Raw genomic sequence first — 26,378 nt, forward strand, 5'->3', positions numbered from 1 at the left:
ATGACTACGCAAGATATTGACACCCGCGGCAGCCGGGTGGGGGATGTTGTTGACGAAAATCAGCCAACCCGCGTGCGTTGGTCGGTGCCGATAGCCCTGTTTGCCTGCGTATTGCTGGCGTTTTTCGACAAGATCAGTATTGCGGCGCTGTTTGCAGACAGCCAATTTCAAGAGGCGATGGGCATTGGTTTTGACCCGACCCGGCTGGGGCTATTGATGAGTGCTTTTCTGTTCTCATACGGCTTCTCTTCAATGCTGTTGAGCGGCATTGGCGATCGGCTGAACCCGGTCAACGTGCTGATTGGCATGATGGTGATATGGGGAATCTTGATGGTGCTGATGGGCCTGGCGCGTTCTTATCACACCATGATCACCCTGCGTATTCTGCTGGGCATTGCCGAAGGGCCGCTGATCGCCATGGCCTACGCGATTGTCCGCCATGCCTTCCCCCAGCGTTTGCAGGCGCGAGCCACCATGATGTGGCTGTTAGGGACGCCAATAGGGGCGGCGCTGGGCTTCCCGGTAACGCTGTTTATCCTCAATCGTTTTGACTGGCAAACCACCTTCTTCTTTATGGCATTCCTGACGTTGCCGGTGATGTTGCTGGTGATGTTTGGCTTGCGCCACCTGAATATTTCCCGCTCAGAGAAAAGCGCCGTCGCACAACCAGCCGCCGCCGAGCGCAAGCAACTACGCCGTGAATTATTCCGTACCCCGCATTTCTGGATGATCTGCCTGTTTAACATCGCATTTCTGACCTATCTGTGGGGCATCAATGGCTGGTTGCCCAGTTACCTGATCAAAGGAAAGGGTATCCATCTGGAACATGCCGGGTATCTGTCATCACTGCCGTTTATTGCCATGTTGCTGGGGGAAGTGGTGGGCGCCTGGTTATCAGACAAACTGGATCGGCGTGCGATGGCCTGCTTTATCTCACTGTGTGGAGCCGGGGTTGGCCTGGGCATGGTGCTGCATCTGGAAGGCACTTACAGCGTGATTGCCGCCATGGCATTCAGCACCTTTATGTGGGGAGCCGGTGCGCCGAATATTTTTGCCTTGCTGGCCAAAGCGACCAGCAGTCGGGTCAGCGCTACCGCTGGCGGTATTTTTAACGGGTTGGGGAATTTTGCCGGTGCGTTGGCGCCGGTGCTGATGGGGGCGCTGATCGCCGCGACCGGCAATATGGATAACGGCCTGCTGTTCCTGGTGGTGATGGCCTTTGTAGGTAGCACCATTCTGCTGCCATTACTGAAAAAATATTGATAGCGAAGGAGAAACAACATGTCCCAAGTTGAGAATAAAGCTGGCATCAAGCCACAGGATTTGTCGATGGCGCAATGGGTGGAATCACGTATCGCCCGTTTTGAAGGCCGTAAATATGACTGGAATGCCCTGAAATTCCAGGCTGATTATGACCCGAAATACCGCCGTGCGCAGATGCGTTATATCGGTACCGGTGCTACCGGGGTGGTCAGTGATACCAACACGGTTCCGGCAGGGAATTTTACCTTTTCCACTATGGTGTTGCCGTCCAAATGCGAAGGGCCATTGCACCTGCATGATGATGTGGAAGAAGTGTTTTTCATGCTCAAAGGCAGCATCACGCTGATGATTCAGGACGGTGAAGAATATTACGAAACCAAACTGAAAGAGCGCGATCTGATTTCAGTCCCGGCGGGCATTTATCGCGGCCTGTTTAACCACGGTGAGGAGGAGGCGCTGATGTGCGTCATGCTTGGCACCTCCAAACCGGAAACGCCGACTTACCCGGCAGATCATCCACTCTCTAAAGTGAAGCGTAACTGATGAACGCCTTACCGGAACGTCAGCAGGAGGACTGTAGTGGCTTTTGGCTTGGTTGGCGCGAAGCCGGGTATGGCCGGGCCGTGGTGCTGCTGCATGGCATCAGTTCCGGTTCTGCCTCCTGGGTGAAGCAGTTCAGCGATCGCGCCCTGACCGATGGTCACCGCCTGATTGCCTGGGATGCCCCGGGCTATGGCGGTAGTGCAGTGTTGGCGCAGGCGGAGTCAAAGGCGGCCGCCTATGCCAATGCGCTGGCGGCGCTGATCGCGGAATTGGAGTTAGAGCGGCCATTGATTGTCGGGCATTCGCTTGGAGCGCTGATCGGCAGTGCTTATGCGGCCATCTACCCGGCAGGGTTAAGTGGCTTGGTACTGGCCGATCCGGCGCAAGGCTATGCGAATGCCCCGCAGGAAAAACGCCAGCAGGTGTATGAGCAGCGTAAGCAGATGATCGAAACGCTGGGTCCGCAAGGTTACGGTGAACAACGTGCGGCAGCGTTGCTGCGTGACGGTGCCGATCCGCAGGATATCGCCTGGGTGCGCAGCGGTATGCAACAGCTCAATCCGGCCGGTTTTCTCCGCGCTGCCTGGATGCTGGCCAATGATGATATCAGCCAATACCTGTCGCGCTATCAGGGGCCATTGCAAATCTGGTGTGGCAGTGAAGATCGCATCACGCCGCCGCAGGGAGCGGCAACGCTGGCGCAGCAGCAGGATGCAGCTATGCGCCTGATTAACGCCGCCGGGCATGCCAGCTATCTCGATGCACCGGTCCTATTCAACCGCTATATACAGGATTTTACGGGGGCAATCCAACCATGAATTTTCAGATTGAGAAGCGCGTGGCCGTGGTGACCGGCGGTTCTTCGGGCATCGGTTTTGAAACCCTGCGTTTGTTGCTGGCGGAAGGGGCGAAGGTGGCTTTTTGCGGCCGCAACGCAGACAAACTGGCCAGCGCCGCCGCCAGCCTGCGTGAGGAATTCCCGCAGGCGGAGATTCTGGCGCTGCGCTGCGACGTTCTGGACGCAGAGCAGGTGGCGCAGTTTGCCCAGCAGGTCAGCCAGCATTTTGGTGGGGTGGATATGCTGATCAACAACGCCGGGCAAGGGTTTGTCGCGCATTTCGACCAAACCCCGCGCGAAGCCTGGCTGCATGAGGCGGAACTGAAGCTGTTCGGCGTGATCAATCCGGTACAGGCATTTTTACCCGCGTTGGAGCGTTCGGATATCGCTTCCATCACCTGTGTGAATTCATTGCTGGCGTTACAGCCGGAAGAACACATGATTGCCACCTCGGCGGCCCGCGCGGCGTTGCTCAACATGACGTTGACGCTGTCGAAAGAGCTGGTGAGCAAGGGGATTCGCGTCAATTCCATCCTGCTTGGCATGGTGGAGTCGGGGCAGTGGCGGCGGCGTTTTGCCGAACGAACCGATCAGCAACAGAGCTGGGAACAGTGGACGGCGGAAATTGCGCAGCGGCGTGGTATCCCGCTGGGGCGCTTGGGCAAACCACAGGAACCGGCGCGGGCCTTGTTATTTTTGGCATCGCCAATGGCGTCATTTACTACCGGCGCGGCGCTGGACGTTTCCGGCGGTTTTAGTCGCCATCTCTAAACCGAGGCTGAAAAGATGAAAAAGATCATGATGATTGGCTACGGCGCAATGGCGAAAGAGGTGCTGGCACGCTTGCCGGAAGGCGTAGAACCCGGTTGGATCGTCGCACGTGAACAGCACCATACCGAAATTGCAAAGGCATTTGCCGGGCGGGTGCAGGCACTGACGCATCCTGAACAGTGTACCGAATCACCGGATTTGGTGCTGGAGTGTGCCAGCCAGCAAGCGGTTGCTGAATTTGGTGAAGCCGTCATTAAACGCGGCTGGCGGTTAGCCGTTATTTCTACCGGTGCACTGGCGGATGCGGCGCTGCAACTGCGCTTGCAACAGGCCTGTGCGCGCCATCAAGGGCGGTTGATCGTGCTGTCTGGTGCGGTAGCGGGCATGGATGGCTTGGCTTCGGCGCGGGAAGGTGGGTTGGAGAGCGTTACCTATCAGTCCAGCAAAAGCCCGGCCAGTTGGCGTGGCAGCATGGCAGAAAAACTGATTGATTTGGGTGCTGTCAGTGAAGCGCAGGTGTTCTTTGAGGGCTCGGCACGTGAAGCCGCGCGCATGTTCCCCGCCAATGCCAATGTGGCCGCCACCATCGCGCTGCACGGGATTGGGATGGATGCCACACGGGTACGCCTGCAAGTGGATCCCCATACTCAGCGTAATACCCACAGCTTGCAGGTATGCGGTCAATTTGGCGAATTCCAGATTGAACTCTGTGGTAACCCGTTGGCGAGTAACCCAAAAACCTCAACGCTGGCGGCGCTGAGCGCGGTGCAAGCCTGCCGTTGCCTGGTGGACGGCGGTTTCATGGCCTGAATGGCAGGAGTAATAAATGGAAACGTTAAAGATTTTTCTTGCTGGCCGCTGGTGTGAAGGGCGTGGCGAAATGATGAACTCAGTCTTTCCGGCTGATGGCAGCATCAATGCTCGCTTGCACGCGGCCAACGTTGAAGACGTCAACGAAGCCGTGGAAGCCGCAGAACGCGCCTGGCGCGATCCGGCCTGGCGTGGACTGGTGCCACATCAACGTGCGGCGATTTTGCATCGCGTCAGCGATTTGATCACGGCGCAGGTGGACGAGTTGGCGCAATTGCAAACGCGCGACAACGGTAAACCTTTGGCGGAAACCCGTGGCTTGGTGATGAGCGCGGCGGCCACCGCGCGTTATTTTGCGGCGGCCTGTGAAGTGTTGGAAGGGGAGTTACCCACGCAACGCAACCGTGAAGTGATGACGCTGAGCCAGTATCAACCGTTGGGAGTGATTGCCGCGATCACACCGTGGAACTCGCCGATTGCCAGTGAAATGCAGAAAGTGGCCCCCGCTCTGGCGGCGGGCAACGCGGTGATCCTCAAACCGGCAGAAGCTACCCCGCTGCTGGCGCTGAAGCTGGCTGAACTGTTTGAACAGGCTGGGTTACCTGCCGGGTTGCTCAGCGTGCTGCCGGGCAAAGGTTCGGTAATTGGTGAAGCACTGGCTCGCCATCCGTTGGTGAAAAAGATCTCCTTTACCGGGGGCACCAGCACAGGCCGCCATCTGGCGCATATCGCGGCAGAAAAGCTGATCCCCACTTCGCTGGAGCTGGGCGGTAAATCCCCCACTATCGTGTTGGAAGATGCCGATGTGGAACAGGCAGCGCGTGGTATCTGTTACGGCATTTTCAGCTCTGCCGGGCAGGCTTGTATTGCCGGTTCTCGGTTGTTTATTCACCGTTCTTTATATCAGCCGCTGCTGGCGCGCTTGTGCGAATTGACTGCTGGCCTGCGTATCGGTAGCCCGCTGGAGCCGGGTATCCATCTGGGCCCGTTGATTAACGAAAAGCACCGGCAGAGCGTGGCAGACTACGTTGCGCTGGCCCAGCAGGAAGGGGGGCGAGTGCTGATTGGCGGCGAAATGCCTGCCGATCCACAGCTGGCACAGGGCAGTTATTACCTGCCAACCATTATTGAAGGGTTGAGCAACCAGGCCCGTACCTGCCAGGAAGAGATCTTCGGCCCGGTGCTGGTGGTCTTGCCGTTTGATGACGAGCAACAGTTGGTTGAACAGGCCAACGATTCTGTTTACGGGTTGGCTGCCGGTATCTGGAGCCGTGATTTCACGCGGGCGATGGCGCTGGCTGAGCAGTTGGAAACCGGCACCGTGTGGATCAATACCTACAAGACATTCTCGATCTCCACGCCGTTTGGCGGGTTTAAGCAAAGCGGCTTGGGGCGTGAAAAAGGCTTGCGGGGTATCCAGGCTTATATGCAGCAAAAGAGTCTGTACTTGGCTCTGAGCAATCAGCCCAACCGTTGGAGCGATTAAGTTGGCGATCCTTACGGCATAAGACAATTAAGAAGGTAGACGATGAGCGAAAAAATAACGGTGGGTGAGGCGATAGCCCGAACTCTGGAGCAGTATCAGGTAGCCGCGATGTACGGCATTATCTCGATTCATAATTTACCGATTGCCGATGCCATTGGGCAGCGCGGGGCCATCCGCTTTGTACCCGCTCGCGGCGAGGCTGGGGCGGTAACGATGGCCGATGCCCATGGGCGTTTTTCTGGCCTGGGTGTGGCGCTGACCAGCACCGGTGCCGGTGCGGGCAATGCGGTAGGCGCGATGATTGAAGCGCTGAATGCCAATACGCCATTGCTGCATATTACCGGCCAAGTGGAAAAGGCTTACCTGGATGCTGATGCCGGGTTTATCCATGAAACCAAAGATCAACTGGGTTTCCTGCGTGCCTGTTCGAAGCAGGCTTATCGGGTGAGCTCCCCCGAGCAGGCGGTGGCAGTGATCCAGCGGGCGATTCAGGAGGCGCAAACCGTTCCTTGTGGCCCGGTGGCGGTGGAAATCCCTATTGATATTCAAAACAGCCTGGTGGCGGCCAGCGTAGTGGGCAAAGCAATACGGCCCCCGGCATTGCCTGCGGCGGATGCTGCGGCGGTGGAAACCCTGTACCAGCACCTGCGGCGCGCCAAACGCCCGCTGCTGTGGGTCGGCGGTGGAGCGTTGGCCTGCCGTGAGGCGGTGAAACAGTTGGCGGATGCCGGGGTGGTGGTGATCTCCAGCACCCACGGGCGTGGTATTCTGCCAGACAGCCACCCGCGCAGCCTGCGCGCCTTCCACAATTCCCCCAGCGTTGAAGCTATCCTGACGCAGTGCGATCTGACGCTGGTCGCCGGTTCCCGGTTGCGCAGCAACGAAACCCGCACCTGGGCGTTACCCCTGCCGCGCCCGCTGGTGCAGATTGATATCGATCCGGCGGCGGCCAACCGGAACTATCTGGCGGATGAGCAGGTTAACGGCGATTGTGCGGCATTGTTAAGCGCAGTGGCAGCTCGTTTCGCGCCGGGTGAGAAGGTGAATGCCAAATGGGATGCCGAGATTGCCCAAGCGGTGCAACAGGCCGAAGCCGCACTGCGCGAACAGTCGGGCGAATATGCCAAACTGAACGATGCGATTGCCGCCGCATTGCCGCAGGATGGTTTACTGGTGCGTGATATCACGGTTTCCGGCAGCGTGTGGGGCAGCCGCCTGTTCCGGGCGATTTCTCCGCTGTGCAATATTCACTCTCTGGCAGGGGCTATTGGGATGGGGCTGCCGATGGCGATCGGCACCGCGCTTGCCAACCCACAGCGCAAGGTGGTCGGGCTGGTGGGGGATGGAGGGTTGGCGCTGGGATTGGGGGAATTGGCGACGATGGCGCAGGAGCAGGCCAATATCACTTTGCTGATTATGAATGATGGTGGTTATGGCGTGATGCGCGGTATTCAGGAAAAGTACTTTGCCGGGCGCCAGTACTATAACGAATTACATACCCCGGTATTCAGCCAGGTGGCCGAAGCGATGGGGCTGAAAGCCTGGAAAGTCAGCGATGCTGCCCAGTTCAGCGGTGTACTGGCAGAAGCGATTAACTACCCGGGGCCCTCGGTGGTAGAAGTGGAGATGAAAAGCGTCGGGCCACTGACGTTTGCCGGGCCACCGCAGAAGCTGTATTAATAATTCGATTTGGCAGAAAATTAGTTAGGGGCTCAAATAGGAGCCCCTAACTGTATTAGCTCAGATTTGAACTGACAGAGTTATAGCTAATCTGGCAGGTAGTTTTGTGTTAGGAGCGGACTATCGGTATTCTTAGTCACATTTTGAGTGGGCCAGGGGTCTGAAGCCTAATCGAGCAAAATCTACGTTTTGAGTCGATTTTGGGTGAAGACAGAAAGCGAAGGTTTGTTTGCACTTTCCATTGCTGTGATTATCCTTTATGCATTCAGCTCTTTTCGCAGCTTATAAGCTCAGTAATGAAATCCCCACAAATATTTTTTATAGTATAAAAACATTAATAATCATATAATTATGGTCTTAATGTGTATTCTTGTTCCACTATCGTCAAGTCCCCACCATGTAGCTTTGCTACTACAATATAAAAATTCACTACGATGTAGTTATATCTTATCAGTTGCAACAACTGATCCTAATAAGGGCATTCTATGAACGAATTTTTTGGATATGCGCGGAGTGTCAGTTTTTTACTTTTGGCTGTCTCTTTAGCAATACTTGTTTTTTCAATAACTCCAAGGAGTAATATAAATTACGAAAGAGCTTTGTTGGATATTGAATACTTTAAAAAATTAGAGGTAACTGATTATATTGATAGTAGTGACGAGAAGGGTGCTATAAAATATTATCCTAAATTAGCATCAGAAATCATTACGAGAGAAATAAAAAAGCTAGATTCAACTATTATGATTTCACCTGATGCTGTATATAGTGGAAACATTATCCTTGATTACCCCAGGGTTGATGGTAGTATTGCTAATTTAATTGAACATAGCAATTTTAGCAGACAGATTAGTTACACATTACCTTCCAAAATAACATTGGAAGAATTATTGCCCTCCATACTCGGTCGCAATGGGAACAAGAAAGGGAAATGTTTGAATAAAGGTGTCGACTCATCAGATGAAAAGTCAGAGCCAATCATTAAAAGTTGCAAACCAGTTAATACTGACTTAGTTTATTTCGGTTCATGGAGTTATCGCCTAGGAAGCCAAACTAGCTTTCCGATTTTAAGGGGAGAAAATGATAAATTTATTTTAATTCTTACTTTCATAAACAAACATACTGGGAAAATTTCATTGTATGCAGATTTTTACACTTATCCCAGGGAAATAGATAATACAGCTAGGTTCAGTGAATGGTTTAGCAAACTATATAACTCAGAATCATCAATAACAGAAGCAGATGGAAAGACTAATCCTTTTTTGAAGGTTTTTTTTAAATTTCAGGATAAACCAGATATTACTCTGAAGGGGCTTAAAATCCTGCACGATGAAATTGAAAGAATGTCAATTGTTGAAGCTGAAAATTTTTTAAAAAATGAGATTGTAAAAAACAGACAAAACATCAACCTTCTTGGGCAGAATATTGATGAGCGCATTCTGACTGTTGTGTCACCATGCATATTATTTGCGTTGGTACTGGCGCTAAACTCTGCAGTTTCAATGATTGGTAAAGTAATTAATGTGGGTAATGAATCACTAAATGATATAGTTTATCCATGGTTCTGTCTATGGAGTGATACTGCCTCTACATTCATTTCCAACATGATTATTTTAATTTTTCCAAACATATGTTTTATTATTATATTGTTATCGCCAATAGAGGGGAGGGGGTTAAGTTTCATTCTTTCTTTGACTTTGTTTTTTTCCTCATTATATTACTCTTATTTAACAAAGAAATCCTTGAATAAAATAAAATCTTTAATAAAAATTAAAATCAATCCAGATTTAGACCGGTAGCCCTGTCCAGTTTGAGTTAATTAAAGGGACAGGAGAAGCTGTTGCCGCATTGATAAAGCTTGGCAAGTTGCATAGTAAAGACTACTTGTTCCAATCCTGGGTCGGCTCAATCCGACACTACAATCGCATTTTTCATGGATATGTAGAAAAGTTTGGTCTCGATGATTCGATGTACAGCACACATTCTATGAGAAGAACAAAACCTTACCTGATGTATAAGAAAACCAAGAGCCTCCGGGTGAACCAACTTGTATTGTCCGTAGGTTGAGTCTGAGCGAATCATCATGTCAGTTCAAAAAAGTCCGTTAGGCTAAACGCATGGTTTATCATAAAAATAACCAAGTAAGAATGCATTCCAACGAACAAAACAGCTTCATTTGTAGAAAAAATGGGATCTAAACATGGAAATGAGCTTTTAAAACGATGTATATATATCATTGTGACATAAGGAAAAATGACGAATGAATCAAGATTGGATTCTCCAAAAGAAAGAAACTCGCCGAGCTTTTTCGAATGCAACTTGGGTTCCTTTGAGAACATCTATTAATGATGAACAAGGTGAAGTAAAAAAAATCGGATATATCAGTGAGTTCTTTGGATGTGGGTCTGTAGCTTTTCCTCCAGAGCACAAAGGAACTGCGGAGCAGCTTAGTTGGAGTGATATTGGAATAGGTTGCAAAGCACATCCCTATGCTTACGAAGATGGTTATTATTCTTCGATTGAACAGTACCTATATAATGATAAAGAACCCATTGGAATTCACCTTGTATTTGACCACCCTCAACCAGTAATCGGTGGAAGCATATGGGTATTGAATCCTGACTTGATTGTTGCGCTTCGACTGATAAAAGAAGGCTCTAATTGGGTAAGGCCAGAAGAAAATTTCGTTGTAGTGGCACGGGAGGTGCTTGATGAAAAAGGCGAGCAGCGTCTCATTGAAATTAAGCGAGAGTTTCTAATTGATTATTTGGCAGCAAGGAATCTGTCACTTCGCCTCTCGTACTACCGTCAAAGAGTAGAAAATGTAGCTTCGCTTGAGAATAGTGAGTACGCGAACTTAGTTGATCATCAAGAACAACGAGACAGAGGAAAGTTTATACTCCTCATTCGCAGTTTAAATGATGTCTTTGGAGGTGGTTGGGCTATGTTCCGTACATGGCGAACTGATGTTGATGAAGATGATGATGCTCCTGTAATGGGGCTGGAAGGTAATGATAATACCGACTATGAAAAATCGCAGGGACATCATAGTGGCTTTGACGGTGTGCGGATAGAAAGTGAGTTTTGGCGCGATGAATGGATTGGACATCAAGGCCAAAGCAAACGTGTCCGAGGAGATGTAGATTTAAATCTACCTCAGTTCATAGTGGAGACGGACGGAACACGTATGGCGTCAGCCGACTTAAATGATGAAGATATTGGTCGGTGGCTTTGGTTTCGTTCAAGTATAGTGAACGAGCTTCTAAGCTTTCGTGGTTTTTCTCTCAAGTGGTATACGGCAGAAACTGGTGGTATCAGATCTACATCTGGGAATCGTGTTCATTTCGGATTAAATGCTTCAGATCTAATTACAGTTTACGCGTGTGATATTGCTCGCCTTGCTGCATGGGAGCAGCATATTTGGGCGGCCCATAATGTAGTTCCAGATGGGAAGGTATCAAATGAGCTCTTGGCAGCGCAAGTAAAAGCGCAACCAGCATCTACTTATGCTGTTGAAGACTTGCTTTACAAAGTTATGGGAATGCTGGAGGTAGGATTTCGTCAAGAGTATGCTGTGTCTCTTTTCTCGCATTGCTTAGAGCATTCTGAAGTTACTCAATACATATCCCGCTTTGCAAGTAAGGATCAAGCATCATTACTTAGACTAGCTAAAGAACTCGTTCGAGTTTTTTCTGATCGGCTTAATGTACGTGAGCTCCGTAAACTATCAACACATTCAGATAAAGAAAAACTCGGCTCGAATAAGCTGTTACAGGATGTTTTGGCCCAAAAAGTTGGTGTAGAGAAAGCTCGTGATATTTTTGGGTCAATTGTTGGTGCATATGACATGAGAGTAGGCGATGCACATCCCACCAGTTCAAAGATCAGAGATGCTTTAAAACTTGCTGGAATTGACGAAACTAAATCGTTTCTGAGGCAAGGCGAACAATTGATTTCGAACTTTGGACAGTCAATTTGGTTGATAGGAAAGTTGCTGTTTGAAAAACCGAAAAAATAATGGACAGGCTCAGATATGAATATAGATCTTTGTAAGCCTTTAGACCTTCCCGATGGATTTGTTGCCCGGCTTAAGGCAATTGAAAGCTCTTGCATTTCTCAAGAATTTTCAGAATCATTGGTCGAGCAAAGTAATATTTCTACTTTGGTTAGAGATATTAATCAGTATTGTTTAAATAATCGAATTATAGGTGTTCATTACACAAGGGCTCTGCCTGAAAGTATCCGTTCAAAAGGGCTATTGATTCGAAGTGGTAAGGAGATAAGGGAAACGTTCCTGAACCAGCACGGGCATCTATTTTCACATGAGGAAACTCTGATTATCGAGGAAAGATGGAATCGTTACTATGATCATGGCCAGAGCTCTGTTAGAAATGACCGTATTTTCTTCAATTTTACAGAAATTGAACTGGGGTGTAGCGGAACTAAGTATTTGCTTGGATTGTATGGTGGAGAACAAGTCAGCATGTGTTTTGATCTTGATGAGCCAGTTGGACTCAAGCTTGGAGCAATTGGTGAACCGATGATTGTCCGATGCTCACTTGATCCTAACCAAGTAAAAACGTTTATCGAATACCCTTGGGGAAAAATATTGGTTTCTTCCTTTCATGCATTAATAAATCCTGATTCGTATCGAATTGATCAGGATGGATATCAGTCAATACCTGTGGCACCAGAAGATATTGCTGAACTCAGGGTACTAAAAAATCAAAGCTGCGCTGGTGTTTGAAATGTTAATGTCTGCCCCTCACTCAAAGCCACCCGTCAGGTTTGATAGTGTGCTGCCTGAGAAAACTGTCAGGTCAAGTATGAACTAATCCTCCCAACTATCCTGCTTAGCATTCCTGGTTTGATGGGCCGAAAGCCCATCGCATTAACGGCAAAGCGGTATTACGGCGTAATTAATGTGCCTGCCATACCCGCCAGTACCAACTCGATATCCTTTAATGCCCCGATGTGGGCCACTTTCCCACTGCGCTGTACAAAGCGGCTGACGGCCATGATTTTCGGCCCCATTGCGCCGTCGGCCACTGCCAGCGGTGCCAGCTCCTTGGCGGTAGCCGAACGAATCGCTTTCTGCTGCGGCGTTCCCCAGTGTTGATAAACGGCATCCGCTTCGGTGAGGATCAGCAGATGATCGGCGGACAGCGCTTCTGCCAGCAATGCAGAAGCCAGATCTTTATCAATCACTGCCTCAGTACCAACCATGCCTTCAGGGGAAGCCACCGTAGGGATACCACCACCGCCGTTGCAAATGACAATGTGCTTTTTGGCTAACAGCAGCTCGATCGCGTCGAGATCGATAATCTTTTTCGGTTCTGGCGAAGGGACAACGCGGCGCAGATATTTCCCGTCCAGTTTCATGCTCCAACCGTATTCTTGTTGCAACGCTTTCTGCTGCTGCGACTCATAAACCGGGCCGATAAACTTGCTAGGCTGTTGATAGGCGGCGTCCTGATGATCCACGAGTATGCGGGTCAGCAGAGTGGACACCGGCTGCGAGGGGTGAAAAATACCTAACTGCTGGGCCAGCATATAACCGATCATCCCCTGGCTTTCCGCCACCAGAATATCCAGTGGATAAGCGGGTACGTCACGGTAGGCCAGATTTTGCAATGCCAATAGCCCTACCTGCGGGCCATTACCGTGCACAATGGCAATCCGGTATTTTTTGGCCAGCTTGCCAATAGCATCGGCCACTAATGAAATACTCTGGTACTGGTTTTCAGCCGATAGCACCGCACCGCGCTGTAACAGGGCATTTCCCCCTAAAGCAATCACTAACGTTTCCATTCCACTTCCTGTCGTTAACTGTGCCGAATAATATCCGGCATGTTGCCTAATAAAGGCGGTCGATTGCCATCACGCCCAACCAGATGCCCAACAAGGTGTCTGCACCAGAAAAATGCCCGATATCTAATAGATCGCGGATGGCATCAGGTAATTGGCTGGGCTGGAGCAAGGCATGCGCCAGCGTCTGTAACGGCGTAGAGAAAATCCCTTGCTCTGCAAACTGTAGATAGTGTGCACTCACTAATGTGGTCAACTGGCTCAATGGCTGGCTGCCAGAAAAAAAAGCGGGTAATCGGGCTACCTCCACGCGGCTATCAAGATGAGCGCTGAGCAACATCCCTACCAGCGTGTCATCATTGCTTGGCGTCAATCCTGGCCCTTTGCCAAGCTGCGTGCTCCAATCAACCTGTTGTCCTTGCAACCAGCGGAGAAACCGCAACTGAAGCTCGCGCGCTTCCAGGCACAAGGGGTGCCCAACGATCTGTTCCAGGCGGCCAAACAGACCAGTGTGGGCCGTTTCATCAGCCAACGCAGCATCAAGCGGAGCCAAAAGGATTTCACCTTTCTGATTCAGGTGAAGATTGAGCCGTGAACCCTGGCGGGAAATAAACGTATCCTCTAACTGGAGCCCCAGTGGGGAAAGCTGGCAACGCTGCGCCAAAGGTTGGCTATCGAACACCTTATCGAAATCATCATCACGAATTTCCCACCCCATAGGGCTGATCCCATGGTTTTCACGGTGTAGCGTTAACAGGTGGCCACTCTGCGAGAGAAAATTGATCGCATTGTTAAAACGCCCCGCACAGCGCAACGGGCCATAGTCTTGCGTGGCATGAACGCTGAAGGTTAATGCGTTAATGTTCATTGCACTCTCCCGTGGCGGCTGTCAGCCGGGTACGCAGGTTAATCAGGCGCTGATGCCCAACTTTTCCGCCAAGGCTTCAATGGCTTTCTCAAAACAGCCCAGTGGTGCACGCACGGTTCCCGCGCCGATTTGCCCGATACCGGCTTCCCGGTGAGCAATGCCGGTGTTAATTAATGGCGTGATGCCCGTTTCCACCACCCGCCGCGCATCCAGCCCCAGGCAAGCCCCCTGAAAATCCCAGGTCGGGATTTGCAGCATCATGTTGCGCTCAAGGTAAATCTCTGCCATTTCTTCTGAGATATCGGTAGCGGCACTCATGCCCCCCGCAGCACCCACAAAGCGGGTCACGCCAGGCGCTGCAACCATCGCTGCTCCGCCAATACCGAAGGTTTCAGTGATGGCACTATCACCAATATCCGGGTTGGCATCCGCCTGATTAAAGCCAGAGAAGAATAAACCCTCTGGGGTATTGACCGGTGCGGTGAACCATTTGTCACCCATTCCACTGATTTTTATGCCGAAATTTTTTCCATTGCGCGTCATCACCGTGACAATCGTGCCCTGCTTGATCTCTGCACCCGCATCCATCGCCGCTTTGCAATAAGCCATGGCCAGATTCAGGAAGAACTGATCGGTGATACTGAGGAACTGCATTACCTTGACCAGTTCGATTTTATCCCGCTCAAGCAGGCTGATTTCGGGGGCTAACTGGCGCATCAGCAGTGCCGATGCGGCAATATTGCGCTGGTGGAATTCATCCCCCATGGTGATCGCCTGTGCCATGATCGCTGTGAGATCGATACCATCAACGAATGTCGCCAGAACGTCTTTTAAGACCGGTGCCAGTGAGTCGCGCATCCAGCATAAACGCGCCTGCACGTCTGGCCCATAAGCACCAAAGCGCATTACTTTGCCGATCCCTTCGTTCATGTTGCAGTAGGCGTAGTTGCCATGAACGAGGTTCTTTATCACCACCAATGGCATATTGGCTGAGGTAATCCCCCCCATTGGCCCAACGGCACTGACGTTATGGCAGGGGATAAATTCGATTTCACCGTTTTCCAGCAAAGCCAGCGCCTGTTGCTCACTGCTGGCCCATTGCTCGAACAGGCAGGCGCCAATACAGGCTCCGCGTACCGGGCCACTCATTTCCTGCCAGGCCACCGGTGGCCCGGCATGCAGCAGTTTTCTCCCCTGAGCCAGCTGCGGGATCAGGTTTTTAGCTAAGTCAACGGTCTGCCAATGCGGGCGAGCTTCACGGATCCTGGCGATAACGGCAGCATTTGCTTGTTCAATAGATGCGTACATATCAATCCCTTACTTTAAATTTTTCAGTATGTTAGCCAATCGTTGATTGCCGCCGGCAACCGGAGCCCATTGGTAGTGGACCACGGGAATTTCATTGGTTTGCAAATCATCGGCAAAGCTGCGCAAGCCCGCATTGATCACGGAAAGCCCCGCCAGCAGGGGGGGAATGGGGTCGGTTATGCCAACCGGCGGCGGGGTGATTAACTGGCTGGCCAACGCGACGGCCTCAGGCAGTGAGTTCATCACCGAGATACCCGCTTCGGCCAGCGTGGCAATCTGTTTTGAGCGCTGCTGAGGATCCTGTTCGGTTCCCGTTACCGTCGCGATAACGGCCAGTGGATGGGCCGCACCACGGTTGGCACGAACCCGTTTGACGGTATCCGCCAATGAACGAGCAGGATCTTCCTGTGCGCCATAGCCAATCACCACATCCAGCAGCAATACGCCAACCTCTGGCTGCTGTGCGAGACGGGCGATTTCCTGATTGCGGGTAGAAGGATCGATCATCGGATGCGGTTTACCCTGGGTATAAAAATCATCCCCCATATCGATAATCCGGTGCCCTTCGGCGTTGAGCATTGAACCCTGCTGGTGGGTGCTGTCGGCTTCAACGCCAAGACGATCGGCCAGCAGCATGGCGCATTCTGCCGCCAGCGTGCCGCCAGCGTATAAACCGGAAATTTTGCTGCCGCAGACGGCGGGTTGCTGGGCTGCCATTTGCTGTACATGTGCCAGCATCGCGGCGAGGCGTGCAGCTTCATCTAGCGTGGCGGCGAAGGTGATATTGCCGTCTTGCTTAAACGGCGCTTTGGCACCCAGAAAGAGTGCCACTATTGGCTTGCCAAGGCTTTTCATCTCTTCGATGATGCGTTGGCGTACTGCTTCTGCCGGAGGTTTGGAAACAAACGCCAGTACCTGACTGTGTGGATCGGCCGCCAGCATGCGCAGTGCGCTGATGGCGCTGATACCGCCAACCTCTGCGGATAAATCGCGCCCCCCCAAGCCAATTGCGTGTGAAATGCCTTGCCCGGCCAAGGTCACTTGTGAGGTCAGTTCCTGTATCCCGGTGCCCGAAGCCCCGATGATGCCGATATTCCCCTTGGGGGCAATGTTAGCAAAGGCCATTGGCGCGCCGGCAATGTTGGCCGTGCCACAATCAGGCCCCATCACGATCAGGCCCTTGCTGCGTGCCTTGGTTTTTAACGCGACTTCCTGTTCCACACTAACGTTGTCGGAGAACATCATGACGTTGCAACCGTCTTCCAATGCCTGATCGGCCAAGCCTGCGGCATATTCCCCAGCAATGGAGATCAGTACCATATTCGCCTGTGGCAGTTTCTGCCGCGCCATACGCCAACTGCGTGCCTTGAGCAGATGCTTCCCTCCTTGCTGCCCTTGTGCAATGGCTTTCAGTGCGGCATCTAACGCTGCACCGATTTGTTCGGTGATGCTGTCATTGGCCGAGTCCGTTTTGATTGCGACACAAATATCATTGGGTGTGGCGCTGCTGAATTGTGGGTGCCAGAAACCAGTCACCTCAAGTAAAGATTTATTGGCGGGTGTCCCCATCATGACCGATATTTCTTCGACGTTGGGTGAATCACTGAGTTTACGGGAAATTAGCATCAGGCTGACCGAGTCCTGAAAGCTCCCTTTTTTTATAAAAGCATGGATCATTACGATATCCTTAAAACAACATATGAACGTCAAATTGACTCATCAACCATGAATGGCAATTGAAGATGTGTTCAGTAATCTATTTATTGATACCCCTATTATTTTTCCAACGCTACAAATAAAAACATAAGGTAACGGTGAGTATCATCACATTTTTTCTATTGTTAGAAAAAATCATTAAATCTACCGGAAATTAATTAAATAAATGGCAAGAACCAGAGCCAGACAGCTTTGTTAGAAACATTTTAATAATGCCAAAGATATTCAACGAAAATTTAAGTCAATAAAATAATGGCTGTCTGGATCACATTATTTACTCTATTCTTTATACATCATCTTGCCAGGGTGATGTTAAATAAACCGCAGTAATAAAAAGGACTCTTCATGAATGTCTCTAAGCAGCAATTGCATCAGCTCATTCAAAGTAAAATCCATTCTGCTGGCTTAAGCCAAGAACACGCGGGGATTGTCGCAGACGTTTTAGTTCATGCAGATGCTCAGGGCATCCATTCTCACGGCGCAGTAAGAGTTGAGTATTATTCTGAACGCATCAGTAAAGGCGGCACCAACCACAATCCGCACTTCACGTTTGAAAAAAAGGGCCCATGCAGTGCCATATTTGATGGGGATAACGGTGCTGGGCATGTCGCTGCCAAGATGAGTATGGATCGTGCCATTGAAATGGCGCAAGAGAACGGCGTAGCGGTAGTGGGGGTGCGCAACATCGGCCATTGCGGTGCGCTGTCTTACTTTGTGCAGCAGGCTTCTCGTGCAGGGATGGTGGGGATTTCTCTGTGTCAGTCAGACCCGATGGTGGTTCCGTATGGCGGCGCGGAAGTTTACTACGGCACCAACCCTATTGCATTCTCGGCACCGGCCGAAGGCGATGAGATCATTACCTTTGATATGGCCACTACCGTTCAAGCCTGGGGCAAGGTGCTGGATGCCCGTTCACGCAATGTGCCAATCCCTGATACCTGGGCCGTTGACCATGAAGGCAACACCACCACAGATCCTTTTGCCGTCAGCGGGTTGCTCCCTATTGCCGGGCCAAAAGGCTATGGTTTAATGATGATGGTGGATATTCTTTCCGGTATTTTACTTGGCTTGCCCTTCGGCAAACACGTTAGCTCAATGTACCACGATCTGAGCGCTGGCCGGAAATTGGGCCAACTGCATATTGTTCTCAATCCGGGTTATTTCACTAACGCAAGCGCCTTCCGTAAGAATATCAGCCAGGTGATGAAAGAGTTGAATGAAATCAAACCGGCTCCTGGGGTGGAAAAAGTGCTCTATCCTGGCCAAAACAGTCACATGCGTGAAATAGAAAGTGAGCAGAATGGCATTGAGATTGTCGATGACATTTATCAATATCTGATTTCAGATGAGTTATATCAGCGCTCCTACGATCATAAAGATCCGTTTGCCAGTTAATATTACGCAAGCAATTAATCAAAGAAACGATACTCTCTCGTTAATACAGAGAGCCGTTGAGATCTATTTTTTTGTAACTCACTCAGGGAAAGCAAGGCTATGGAAATATTATATGTTTCGCAGCCAGGAATTAACTCTGTGAAATTTAAAGTGGGCAAATGAATATGAAAAACTTCCAACAAGAAATTAACGAAATTTCCGGCTGGCTATCAAAGATAGGGGCCGATCCCAGCGGAGGCATGACACGCCGACTATATACCCAAGAGTGGGTTGACGCGCAACGGGCACTGCAACAGACATTCGAGGCGGCAGGTTTAACCACCTCTTACGACGCAGTAGGCAATTTATCCGGCCGCCTTCAGGGCAGTAAATATCCAGACCAGGTTATTCTTTCCGGCTCGCATATTGATACGGTGGTCAACGGCGGTAATCTCGATGGGCAATTTGGTATCGAAGCTGCCTATATGGCGATTAAGTATCTCAAAGAAACCTATGGCCCCCCTTTACGGACTCTGGAAGTGATTTCACTGGCGGAGGAGGAGGGTAGCCGTTTCCCTTACGTTTTCTGGGGCAGCAAAAATATTGTCGGTTCAGCCCGCCCGGAAGATGTGCGAAATATTTGTGATGCCAAAGGGGTGAATTTTGTTGATGCCATGCACGGTGCAGGCTTTGACTTTCGCCCGGAGCACCAACCATTGCGGAAAGATATTGCCGCTTTCGTTGAGCTGCACATCGAGCAGGGGAAAGTATTGGAGGCAGAAGGCAAGACCATCGGTATTGTCACCAGTATTGTCGGCCAGCGCCGTTACGACATAAAACTGAAGGGTGAGGCCAACCATGCTGGCACAACGCCTATGGGTTACCGTAAAGATACGGTCTATGCTTTCAGCCGCATCTGTTGTGAGTCCATCGCCAAAGCCAAGGCCGAAGGAGATCCACTGGTACTGACCTTTGGTAAGGTCGAGCCCAAGCCCAATACGGTGAACGTAGTACCCGGTTTTACTCATTTCACTCTCGATTGCCGCCATACCGACAAAGCGACTTTGCTGCGTTTTACTCAGGAGATCGAAGCAGATATCCAACGCATCTGCGGCGAGATGGGTATTGAGGTCGAGATCGATCTGTGGATGGATGAAGTGCCAATCCCCATGAACAAGCAGCTGATCGCCTGCGTTAACCACCTGTGTGAAACCCAGAAGATAAACTACCGCATGATCCATAGCGGAGCAGGCCACGACGCGCAGATTTTTGCCCCACACGTTCCTACGGTCATGATGTTTGTGCCAAGCATCGCTGGGATCAGCCATAACCCGGCGGAGAAAACCCATTTGGCCGATCTGAATGAGGGCGTGAAAATTTTGGCTCATACGTTATATCAATTCGCTTATACCGAGCAGGGAGCCTGTCTATGAGCAACGCCACCACCTCCGATGCAGGAAGAGAATCGCTTTATTGGAAAAAGATCGTAGTTGTCCTTTGCCTTGGATGGGCAGTTATCTGGATTTATCGCACCGTCCTGACCCCGATCTTTCCAGAGATCCAGGCCACCATCGGTGCACATTCGAATGCTGAAATGGGGTTGATCGCCAGTTTCTATTTCTTCGCCTATACGGGGATGCAAATCCCCGCCGGGATACTGGTAGATAAATTCGGCAAAAAAGTGGTGCTGATCCCAGGTTTTTGCCTGTTTATTATCGCAACCCTGCTCATCGGTAACGCCACCAACCTGACCATGATTTATGCAGGTAGCCTGCTGGCCGGGTTGGGTTGTGGTTCTTACTACGGTTCTGCCTACTCGCTGTCGTCAGAAAATATCCCATTGGAACGCCGTGGTTTAGCTACCGCAATCATTAACAGTGGTTCTGCGCTGGGGATGGCTATCGGCCTGATCGCCTCCAGCCTGCTGGTGAAAAGCATGGGGATGGATTGGCAAATTATGTTGTTCATCATCACCGGTTTGCTGGTACTGATGACGCTGGTTTTCTTTCTGGTGATTAAAGGGGGCTCATATTCGGCCTCGCTGGTGGCTAACCCCGCGGCCAGTACGGTTCCTGAAGTTGAAGATACTCAGGAACCCAGTGGGTTGTTCAGCCTGCGGATGATTTCAGCCTATGTCATGTACTTTGCCACCTGCTATGGCTACTACATGATCGTCACCTGGTTGCCTTCCTTTCTACAGCAGGAGCGGGGTTTTGAAGGCGTGGCGATTGGCTTCTCCTCCGCGCTGGTAGCGTTTGCTTCCGTACCGGGTGCGCTATTCTTCAGCCGCATGTCTGACCGTTTTCGCGCCAAGAAGGTGCAGTTGATCATCTTTCTGGAAATCTGTGCCGCGGTGATGCTGGTGTGTACGGTGATCTCGCCTGATTCAACCACCCTGCTGGTCAGCCTGGTGCTTTATGGCTTACTCGGGAAACTGGCCGTTGACCCGATCATGATCTCTTTCGTCGCGGACAACGCGCCAAAGAAAGGCTATGGCACCAGTTTTGGCGTGTTTAACTTCTTTGGTATGTCTTCTTCGGTAATTGCCCCGTTCCTCACCGGGGTGATCTCAGACAGTACCGGTTCCAAGGTGATGGGCTTCTATATTTCTGCGGCCATTTTGCTGGTCGGTACCCTGGTTTTCTTCACCGTGAACGTTTTGATGAAGCAAAAATCGCCCCCTCAGACAGCAGCACAGGCATAAATTTTATACCGGAGCGGAGAAGAGCTCCGTCAATAAACAGGAGAATTAGTGTGGGTTACATAAACGATCAAATTGGCTATCCAAACGATATTTTGTCATCACGTTCCATCATCAAACGTGATAACTATGCGTTGATTCCACCAGCAGGATTAGTGCGTAATATCATCCCTGGTTTTGAGAATTGCGATGTTACCATTCTTGCCAGCCCTAAACTGGGGGCGACCTTTGTTGATTATCTGGTGACCCTGCACGACGGTGGCCGCAATCAGCAAGGGTTTGGGGGCGAAAATATTGAAACCCTAGTCTACGTCATTGAAGGTAAGGTGACGGCTTCAGCCGACAGTTCCGATTATGAGCTCACCAGCGGTGGTTATTTGTATTGCCCAGCAGGCGCGATGTTACGGTTGGAAAACGCCAATGGCGGCAAACCCAGCAAGCTGTTCCTGTACAAGCGTGTCTATAACCGCATCAAAGGTTACGAAGCGCATGTGGTAAGCAATAACGTCAATAATCTGGAAAAAATTCACTATGAAGGCATGAGCGATGTGATCCTACAGGATCTGTTGCCAAAAGATTTGGGGTTCGATATGAACATCCATATTCTTTCCTTCAAGCCGGGCGCCAGCCACGGTTACATTGAAACGCATATCCAAGAACATGGTGCCTATGTCCTCAGCGGCGCTGGCGTCTATAACCTGGATAATGAATGGATTCCGGTGAAAAAAGGCGATTATATTTTTATGGCAGCCTACGTTCCGCAAGCAGGCTATGCGGTTGGTCAGGAAGAGTTCAGCTATATCTACTCGAAAGATTGCAACCGCGACGTTGATTTATAGATCCCACTTAAAGCCACGCCAAGCTTGGCGTGGCTTTATTTTCCCAAGGCTTTTGGAGCGGTGATGCACAGTGCTCCATATATCAACCCCGGAGCCCATATCACTTCAACAATATAATCAATAAGTTAAAAATAAGGCGGCTCACTTTCGAGAGAAAGGCGGGGAAGACAGAAGTCAGTGCGATCGCAATCATGGGGATTTGCTTTGCAACTGACCAGCGTGTAAATAAGGTAAGTAGATTCTTTTCCAGTGTTATGGGAATGATGGCTACACCCCTTAAGGAATCGACATGCTGGATCATGAAACTATTCGATCATTTATCAAGGTTGCGGAGTGTCAGAGTTTTTCCCGCGCAGCCGAATTGCTGCATAAAACGACCGCAACTATCAGTTACCGCATCAAAACGTTGGAAGAAAGCATCGGCACACAGCTTTTTATTCGCACGACTCGCAGTGTGAGCCTGACTCCGGCAGGGCATTACCTGATGGAACGTTGCCGGCAGTGGCATAACTGGCTTGATTCTATGCCGAACGAACTGCGGCAGATCAACGATGGTGTGGAGCACCAGGTCAATATTGTGATCAATAATCTGCTGTACAGCCCGGTAGCCGTGGCGCGCTTACTGGCATACTTGCAGGAACGTTTTCCGTTTACACAATTTCATATTTCGCGCCAGGTTTATATGGGAGTATGGGATGCGTTATTGAATGAAGATTGCCACCTGGCTATCGGGGCGGCTGGCAATGAATCGCTTGAAAATACGATCAATGTATTGCCATTAGGCAAGATCGACTGGGTGTTTGCCATTGCCCCTCACCATCCTCTGGCTAAGGCGGCAGAATCTTTGCAGGAAGATCAGCTACGGCCTTACCCGGCGATCAACGTTGAAGATACCGCTCGGCATCTGGCCAAGCGTATTGCTTGGCTACTCCCCGGCCAACATGAGATCAAAGTGCCAGATTTGCACACCAAGCTGGAGTGCCACTTACGCGGCGTTGGCATCGGTTTTTTGCCGCGCACGCTCTGCCAGCCTTACCTGGATAGCGGTGAATTATTGCAGAAGTGGCCACAACATTCCCGTCATCCATCAAGCTTGTCACTGGCCTGGTCAAGCCACCATGGTGGCGAAGTGGTAAAAAACATCATTGCCCTGTTTCAGAACCATGATCCCCTGATTCAGGAGTTTATGTTATCCCTGGATTAGGGGCGTGGGATAACGGCTAACGAACGGGATGGCTAGCCATGTAGGACAGGTGGTGCAAAAACGGGCAGAGTCTCTTGATCAGGAGCCCTAATCAAGAGACAACCCTGTGGGAGAGGGGGTTACTTACCTGCGGCGATGCGCTCACGGATATGCTGCGCGCGGGCTTCTGACGGTGGGTGGCCGTCAAACATGCTGCTCTTGCGGCTGCCTTCCATCTGCGCCAACTTCTCGAAGCTGGTCACCAAGCCGTTTGGATCGATACCGCGCTTTTTCAGCAGATCGAACGAATAATCATCGGCTTCGGTTTCCTGCTTCTGAGAGAACTGGGCATTAACCAGTTTTTCGCCCAGATCGGCCAACTGAGACTCAGACAGTGAACCTACGATACCGCCAGCCGAAGCAGCAGCGGTGCGCACTGCAACGGTGCTGTAAGCCACCTGCATGGCTTTGCGGGAGTGGCCCAATGCAACGTGGCCTATTTCGTGCCCCAGCACGCCTTCGACTTCGTTGTCATTCATCAGATCCATCAGGCCGCTGTAAACGCGAATACAGCCGTTGGCCATCGCCCAGGCATTCACGTCTTTTGTCAGGTAGACCTTGTAGTTCGCGGTAGTACCGTTGATATTATCACCCAGTGCAGCGGCGATTTTATTTAACCGCTGTGTGTAAGTGCTGTTTGCTGGCGCGATTTGTGACTGGCTGTCCATCTCTGCACAGGACTTATCACTTAAGGCTTTGACGTCCGCGTCACTCAGCGTGGCTGCTTGGTATGCCTGCGCCCCAGATTGCATCAGAGTATCGGTGTTAAGGTTCTGACAACCACTCAGCAGAGTGGTAATACTTAATGCAATCAAAGAAGTACGAATTTTCATAAAGCTATCTTCCCATGATAGTAAGAGTCAATGATATTGGTTTGCGCACTGTTTATTGAAGTTGTCTAGGTTACGCAAGCCTAGTTTACGCCAAAAGTGGTAGAAATAGTGTAATTCCGAAAAATTGCTCGAACGTGCTAATAAGTTGTGAACTGGCTCTCATTTGGCATTAGGGATTGCCGTTTTAATGCTGAGTCTGAGAAAATAGAAAACTTGACTGCTTTTTTTATCCGAACTGGAGTAAAACATGTCCTCTCGTAAAGAGCTTGCCAACGCCATCCGCGCCCTCAGCATGGATGCCGTGCAAAAAGCGAAATCCGGCCACCCCGGAGCCCCCATGGGTATGGCTGACATCGCTGAAGTCCTGTGGCGTGACTATCTCAACCATAACCCTGCCAACCCACTCTGGGCTGACCGTGACCGTTTCGTGCTGTCTAACGGCCATGGCTCCATGCTGATTTATAGCCTGCTGCATCTCACCGGCTATGATCTGCCGATGAGCGAGCTGGAAAACTTCCGCCAACTGCATTCTAAAACTCCGGGTCACCCGGAATACGGTTATACCCCAGGGGTGGAAACCACCACCGGCCCATTGGGCCAGGGGATTGCCAACGCTATCGGTTTTGCCATCGCCGAACGCACGCTGGCGGCGCAGTTTAACCGCCCAGGCCACCAGATTGTCGATCACCACACCTATGCCTTTATGGGTGATGGCTGCATGATGGAGGGTATTTCCCACGAAGCCTGTTCTCTGGCTGGCACCATGAAGCTCGGCAAACTGACCGCGTTCTATGATGACAACGGCATCTCCATCGACGGCCACGTAGAAGGCTGGTTCACCGATGACACTGCCGCACGTTTCGAAGCTTATGGCTGGCACGTGGTGCGTGGCGTTGACGGTCACAACAGTGATTCTATCAAAGCGGCGATTGAAGAAGCTCACCGCATCACCGATAAACCTTCACTGCTGATGTGCAAAACCGTGATTGGTTTTGGGTCACCGAACAAGGCTGGCACCCACGATTCCCATGGCGCTCCGCTGGGCGAAGCTGAAGTAGCGGCGACTCGCGTGCAACTGGGCTGGAAATACCCGGCCTTTGAAATCCCGCAGGATATCTATGCCCAGTGGGATGCCAAAGAAGCGGGCAAAGCCAAAGAAACCGCCTGGAATGATAAATTCGCTGCCTATGCCAAGGCCCATCCTGAACTGGCTACCGAATTTAAACGCCGCATGAACGGTGAACTGCCTGCTAACTGGAAAGCTGAAGCGAAGAAATTCGTTGAGCAGTTGCAGGCAAATCCGGCCAATATCGCCAGCCGTAAGGCTTCGCAGAATGCGCTGGAAGCGTTCGGTAAAGTGTTGCCGGAATTCCTCGGCGGTTCTGCCGATCTGGCACCGAGCAACCTGACGATGTGGTCTGGCTCTAAATCTCTGGGTGATGATCCGGCAGGTAACTATATCCACTACGGGGTGCGTGAGTTCGGCATGACCGCTATCACCAATGGCGTCGCGCTGCACGGCGGCTTCCTGCCGTATTCCGCCACCTTCCTGATGTTTGTGGAATATGCCCGTAACGCGGTGCGCATGGCGGCGTTGATGAAACTGCGCAACGTGTTTGTCTACACCCACGACTCCATCGGTCTGGGCGAAGATGGCCCGACGCACCAGCCGGTTGAGCAACTGGCCAGCCTGCGCGTGACTCCTAACATGAGCACCTGGCGGCCATGCGACCAGGTGGAATCGGCGATTGCCTGGCAGTACGGTATTGAGCGCAACGACGGCCCGACCACGCTGGTGTTCTCACGCCAGAATCTGGCGCAGCAGCCACGTACCGCTGAGCAGTTAGCGAACGTTTATCGTGGTGGTTACGTGCTGAAAGACTGTGCGGGTACACCTGAGCTGATTTTGATTGCGACCGGTTCTGAGGTGGGCATTACCGTTGAAGCGGCTGACAAGCTGGCTGCCGAAGGGCGCAAGGTGCGGGTGGTATCCATGCCGTCTACCGATGCGTTTGACAAGCAGGATGCGGCGTACCGCGAATCTGTACTGCCGTCTTCTGTTGCTGCGCGTGTGGCAGTGGAAGCAGGTATTGCGGATTACTGGTATAAGTACGTGGGCCTGAATGGTGCCATCGTGGGCATGCATACCTTCGGTGAGTCTGCTCCAGCAGAATTGCTGTTCAAAGAGTTCGGCTTCACCGTAGAAAACGTGGTGGCTAAAGCCAAGGCGTTGTTGAAATAATCTATTAGGGGCTGCGTGAGCAGCCCCCAAGATGTTTGAACTGCGATCAAAAAGCCCG

The 26,378-nt window shown here is 51.1% G+C and carries 21 protein-coding genes and 1 pseudogene; 17 read left to right on the forward strand and 5 right to left on the reverse strand.

The features are described 5' to 3' along the window. The 11 genes and pseudogenes from Z042_RS08920 (at nucleotide 1) to Z042_RS08965 (ending at nucleotide 12,135) form a co-directional block, all read left to right on the forward strand. Complete coding sequence (locus tag Z042_RS08920) at nucleotides 1-1,263, forward strand: MFS transporter (RefSeq protein WP_024909969.1); 1,263 nt, start codon at nucleotides 1-3, stop codon at nucleotides 1,261-1,263. 18 nt (nucleotides 1,264-1,281) lie between these two features. Beyond that, nucleotides 1,282-1,806 carry a cupin domain-containing protein gene (locus Z042_RS08925; protein ID WP_024909970.1) on the forward strand — a complete coding sequence of 175 codons (525 nt, stop codon included), beginning with the start codon at nucleotides 1,282-1,284 and terminating at the stop codon, nucleotides 1,804-1,806. Continuing rightward, nucleotides 1,806-2,624, forward strand: a complete 819-nt coding sequence (locus Z042_RS08930; protein ID WP_024909971.1) for an alpha/beta fold hydrolase — start codon at nucleotides 1,806-1,808, stop codon at nucleotides 2,622-2,624. The genes Z042_RS08925 and Z042_RS08930 overlap by 1 nt, the downstream gene beginning before the upstream one ends. After that, nucleotides 2,621-3,415, forward strand: coding sequence for an SDR family oxidoreductase (locus tag Z042_RS08935; protein ID WP_024909972.1), 795 nt, complete (start codon nucleotides 2,621-2,623; stop codon nucleotides 3,413-3,415). Before Z042_RS08930 ends, Z042_RS08935 begins: the two co-directional genes overlap by 4 nt. Before the next feature lie 15 nt (nucleotides 3,416-3,430). Then, nucleotides 3,431-4,225: an aspartate dehydrogenase gene (locus Z042_RS08940; protein WP_024909973.1), complete on the forward strand. Its 795-nt coding sequence runs from the start codon at nucleotides 3,431-3,433 to the stop codon at nucleotides 4,223-4,225. A gap of 16 nt (nucleotides 4,226-4,241) precedes the next feature. Continuing rightward, a complete protein-coding gene (locus tag Z042_RS08945) occupies nucleotides 4,242-5,711 on the forward strand; it encodes an aldehyde dehydrogenase (RefSeq protein ID WP_024909974.1) in 1,470 nt (489 codons plus the stop codon). A gap of 42 nt (nucleotides 5,712-5,753) precedes the next feature. Then, nucleotides 5,754-7,391: a thiamine pyrophosphate-binding protein gene (locus Z042_RS08950; RefSeq protein ID WP_024909975.1), complete on the forward strand. Its 1,638-nt coding sequence runs from the start codon at nucleotides 5,754-5,756 to the stop codon at nucleotides 7,389-7,391. Nucleotides 7,392-7,876: 485 nt separating this feature from the next. Beyond that, entirely contained in the window at nucleotides 7,877-9,187 is a 1,311-nt protein-coding gene (locus tag Z042_RS25950; protein ID WP_024909976.1) for a hypothetical protein, read from the forward strand. Then, nucleotides 9,180-9,443: pseudogene (locus Z042_RS25585) on the forward strand (site-specific integrase); the annotation flags it as partial. The gene Z042_RS25950 and the pseudogene Z042_RS25585, both read left to right, overlap by 8 nt. 205 nt (nucleotides 9,444-9,648) lie before the next feature. Then, nucleotides 9,649-11,406: a hypothetical protein gene (locus tag Z042_RS08960; protein WP_024909977.1), complete on the forward strand. Its 1,758-nt coding sequence runs from the start codon at nucleotides 9,649-9,651 to the stop codon at nucleotides 11,404-11,406. Between the two features lie 15 nt (nucleotides 11,407-11,421). After that, complete coding sequence (locus tag Z042_RS08965; protein WP_024909978.1) at nucleotides 11,422-12,135, forward strand: hypothetical protein; 714 nt, start codon at nucleotides 11,422-11,424, stop codon at nucleotides 12,133-12,135. A gap of 161 nt (nucleotides 12,136-12,296) precedes the next feature. On the opposite strand, the gene Z042_RS08970 is transcribed toward Z042_RS08965, so the two are convergent. Genes Z042_RS08970 through Z042_RS08985 form a run of 4 tightly spaced genes read right to left on the reverse strand, consistent with a single transcriptional unit; the run spans nucleotide 12,297 to nucleotide 17,049 of the window. Beyond that, nucleotides 12,297-13,199 carry a carbamate kinase gene (locus tag Z042_RS08970; protein ID WP_024909979.1) on the reverse strand — a complete coding sequence of 301 codons (903 nt, stop codon included), beginning with the start codon at nucleotides 13,197-13,199 and terminating at the stop codon, nucleotides 12,297-12,299. Between the two features lie 46 nt (nucleotides 13,200-13,245). After that, the gene (locus tag Z042_RS08975) at nucleotides 13,246-14,064 is read right to left on the reverse strand and encodes an oxamate carbamoyltransferase subunit AllH family protein (RefSeq protein ID WP_024909980.1); all 819 of its coding nucleotides are present in this window, start codon (nucleotides 14,062-14,064) and stop codon (nucleotides 13,246-13,248) included. Between the two features lie 42 nt (nucleotides 14,065-14,106). Beyond that, on the reverse strand, nucleotides 14,107-15,372 hold the full coding sequence (locus Z042_RS08980; RefSeq protein WP_024909981.1) for a YlbE family protein: 1,266 nt from the start codon (nucleotides 15,370-15,372) through the stop codon (nucleotides 14,107-14,109). 9 nt (nucleotides 15,373-15,381) lie between these two features. Continuing rightward, the gene (locus Z042_RS08985; RefSeq protein WP_024909982.1) at nucleotides 15,382-17,049 is read right to left on the reverse strand and encodes an acyl-CoA synthetase FdrA; all 1,668 of its coding nucleotides are present in this window, start codon (nucleotides 17,047-17,049) and stop codon (nucleotides 15,382-15,384) included. A 384-nt stretch (nucleotides 17,050-17,433) separates the two neighbouring features. Between Z042_RS08985 and allD the strand changes: the two genes are divergently transcribed. The 5 genes from allD (at nucleotide 17,434) to allS (ending at nucleotide 23,206) form a co-directional block, all read left to right on the forward strand. After that, nucleotides 17,434-18,483, forward strand: coding sequence for an ureidoglycolate dehydrogenase (gene allD, locus Z042_RS08990; RefSeq protein ID WP_024909983.1), 1,050 nt, complete (start codon nucleotides 17,434-17,436; stop codon nucleotides 18,481-18,483). 164 nt (nucleotides 18,484-18,647) lie between these two features. After that, nucleotides 18,648-19,895, forward strand: a complete 1,248-nt coding sequence (gene allC, locus Z042_RS08995; RefSeq protein WP_024909984.1) for an allantoate deiminase — start codon at nucleotides 18,648-18,650, stop codon at nucleotides 19,893-19,895. After that, nucleotides 19,892-21,166: an MFS transporter gene (locus Z042_RS09000; protein WP_024909985.1), complete on the forward strand. Its 1,275-nt coding sequence runs from the start codon at nucleotides 19,892-19,894 to the stop codon at nucleotides 21,164-21,166. The genes allC and Z042_RS09000 overlap by 4 nt, the downstream gene beginning before the upstream one ends. Before the next feature lie 50 nt (nucleotides 21,167-21,216). Then, nucleotides 21,217-22,002, forward strand: coding sequence for a (S)-ureidoglycine aminohydrolase (allE, locus tag Z042_RS09005; RefSeq protein WP_024909986.1), 786 nt, complete (start codon nucleotides 21,217-21,219; stop codon nucleotides 22,000-22,002). Between the two features lie 289 nt (nucleotides 22,003-22,291). Further along, complete coding sequence (gene allS, locus Z042_RS09015; protein WP_024909988.1) at nucleotides 22,292-23,206, forward strand: HTH-type transcriptional activator AllS; 915 nt, start codon at nucleotides 22,292-22,294, stop codon at nucleotides 23,204-23,206. Nucleotides 23,207-23,325: 119 nt separating this feature from the next. On the opposite strand, the gene loiP is transcribed toward allS, so the two are convergent. Beyond that, nucleotides 23,326-24,078 carry a metalloprotease LoiP gene (gene loiP / locus Z042_RS09020; protein ID WP_024909989.1) on the reverse strand — a complete coding sequence of 251 codons (753 nt, stop codon included), beginning with the start codon at nucleotides 24,076-24,078 and terminating at the stop codon, nucleotides 23,326-23,328. Nucleotides 24,079-24,325: 247 nt separating this feature from the next. Between loiP and tkt the strand changes: the two genes are divergently transcribed. Continuing rightward, complete coding sequence (gene tkt / locus Z042_RS09025; RefSeq protein WP_024909990.1) at nucleotides 24,326-26,320, forward strand: transketolase; 1,995 nt, start codon at nucleotides 24,326-24,328, stop codon at nucleotides 26,318-26,320. Nucleotides 26,321-26,378: the final 58 nt, after the last annotated feature.

Origin of the sequence: Chania multitudinisentens RB-25, from assembly GCF_000520015.2 — a bacterium.
GTDB classification, from domain to species: domain Bacteria; phylum Pseudomonadota; class Gammaproteobacteria; order Enterobacterales; family Enterobacteriaceae; genus Chania; species Chania multitudinisentens.

Coding starts and splice junctions, on each gene's coding strand:
- Z042_RS08920 (WP_024909969.1), top strand. CDS start 1: ATGACTACGCAAGATATTGACACCCGCGGCAGCCGGGTGGGGGATGTT.
- Z042_RS08935 (WP_024909972.1), top strand. CDS start 2,621: ATGAATTTTCAGATTGAGAAGCGCGTGGCCGTGGTGACCGGCGGTTCT.
- Z042_RS08930 (WP_024909971.1), top strand. CDS start 1,806: ATGAACGCCTTACCGGAACGTCAGCAGGAGGACTGTAGTGGCTTTTGG.
- Z042_RS08985 (WP_024909982.1), bottom strand. CDS start 17,049: ATGATCCATGCTTTTATAAAAAAAGGGAGCTTTCAGGACTCGGTCAGC.
- Z042_RS08960 (WP_024909977.1), top strand. CDS start 9,649: ATGAATCAAGATTGGATTCTCCAAAAGAAAGAAACTCGCCGAGCTTTT.
- allS (WP_024909988.1), top strand. CDS start 22,292: ATGCTGGATCATGAAACTATTCGATCATTTATCAAGGTTGCGGAGTGT.
- Z042_RS08965 (WP_024909978.1), top strand. CDS start 11,422: ATGAATATAGATCTTTGTAAGCCTTTAGACCTTCCCGATGGATTTGTT.
- Z042_RS08975 (WP_024909980.1), bottom strand. CDS start 14,064: ATGAACATTAACGCATTAACCTTCAGCGTTCATGCCACGCAAGACTAT.
- loiP (WP_024909989.1), bottom strand. CDS start 24,078: ATGAAAATTCGTACTTCTTTGATTGCATTAAGTATTACCACTCTGCTG.
- Z042_RS08940 (WP_024909973.1), top strand. CDS start 3,431: ATGAAAAAGATCATGATGATTGGCTACGGCGCAATGGCGAAAGAGGTG.
- Z042_RS09000 (WP_024909985.1), top strand. CDS start 19,892: ATGAGCAACGCCACCACCTCCGATGCAGGAAGAGAATCGCTTTATTGG.
- Z042_RS08950 (WP_024909975.1), top strand. CDS start 5,754: ATGAGCGAAAAAATAACGGTGGGTGAGGCGATAGCCCGAACTCTGGAG.
- allC (WP_024909984.1), top strand. CDS start 18,648: ATGAAAAACTTCCAACAAGAAATTAACGAAATTTCCGGCTGGCTATCA.
- Z042_RS08980 (WP_024909981.1), bottom strand. CDS start 15,372: ATGTACGCATCTATTGAACAAGCAAATGCTGCCGTTATCGCCAGGATC.
- tkt (WP_024909990.1), top strand. CDS start 24,326: ATGTCCTCTCGTAAAGAGCTTGCCAACGCCATCCGCGCCCTCAGCATG.
- allD (WP_024909983.1), top strand. CDS start 17,434: ATGAATGTCTCTAAGCAGCAATTGCATCAGCTCATTCAAAGTAAAATC.
- Z042_RS08925 (WP_024909970.1), top strand. CDS start 1,282: ATGTCCCAAGTTGAGAATAAAGCTGGCATCAAGCCACAGGATTTGTCG.
- Z042_RS08970 (WP_024909979.1), bottom strand. CDS start 13,199: ATGGAAACGTTAGTGATTGCTTTAGGGGGAAATGCCCTGTTACAGCGC.
- Z042_RS25950 (WP_024909976.1), top strand. CDS start 7,877: ATGAACGAATTTTTTGGATATGCGCGGAGTGTCAGTTTTTTACTTTTG.
- Z042_RS08945 (WP_024909974.1), top strand. CDS start 4,242: ATGGAAACGTTAAAGATTTTTCTTGCTGGCCGCTGGTGTGAAGGGCGT.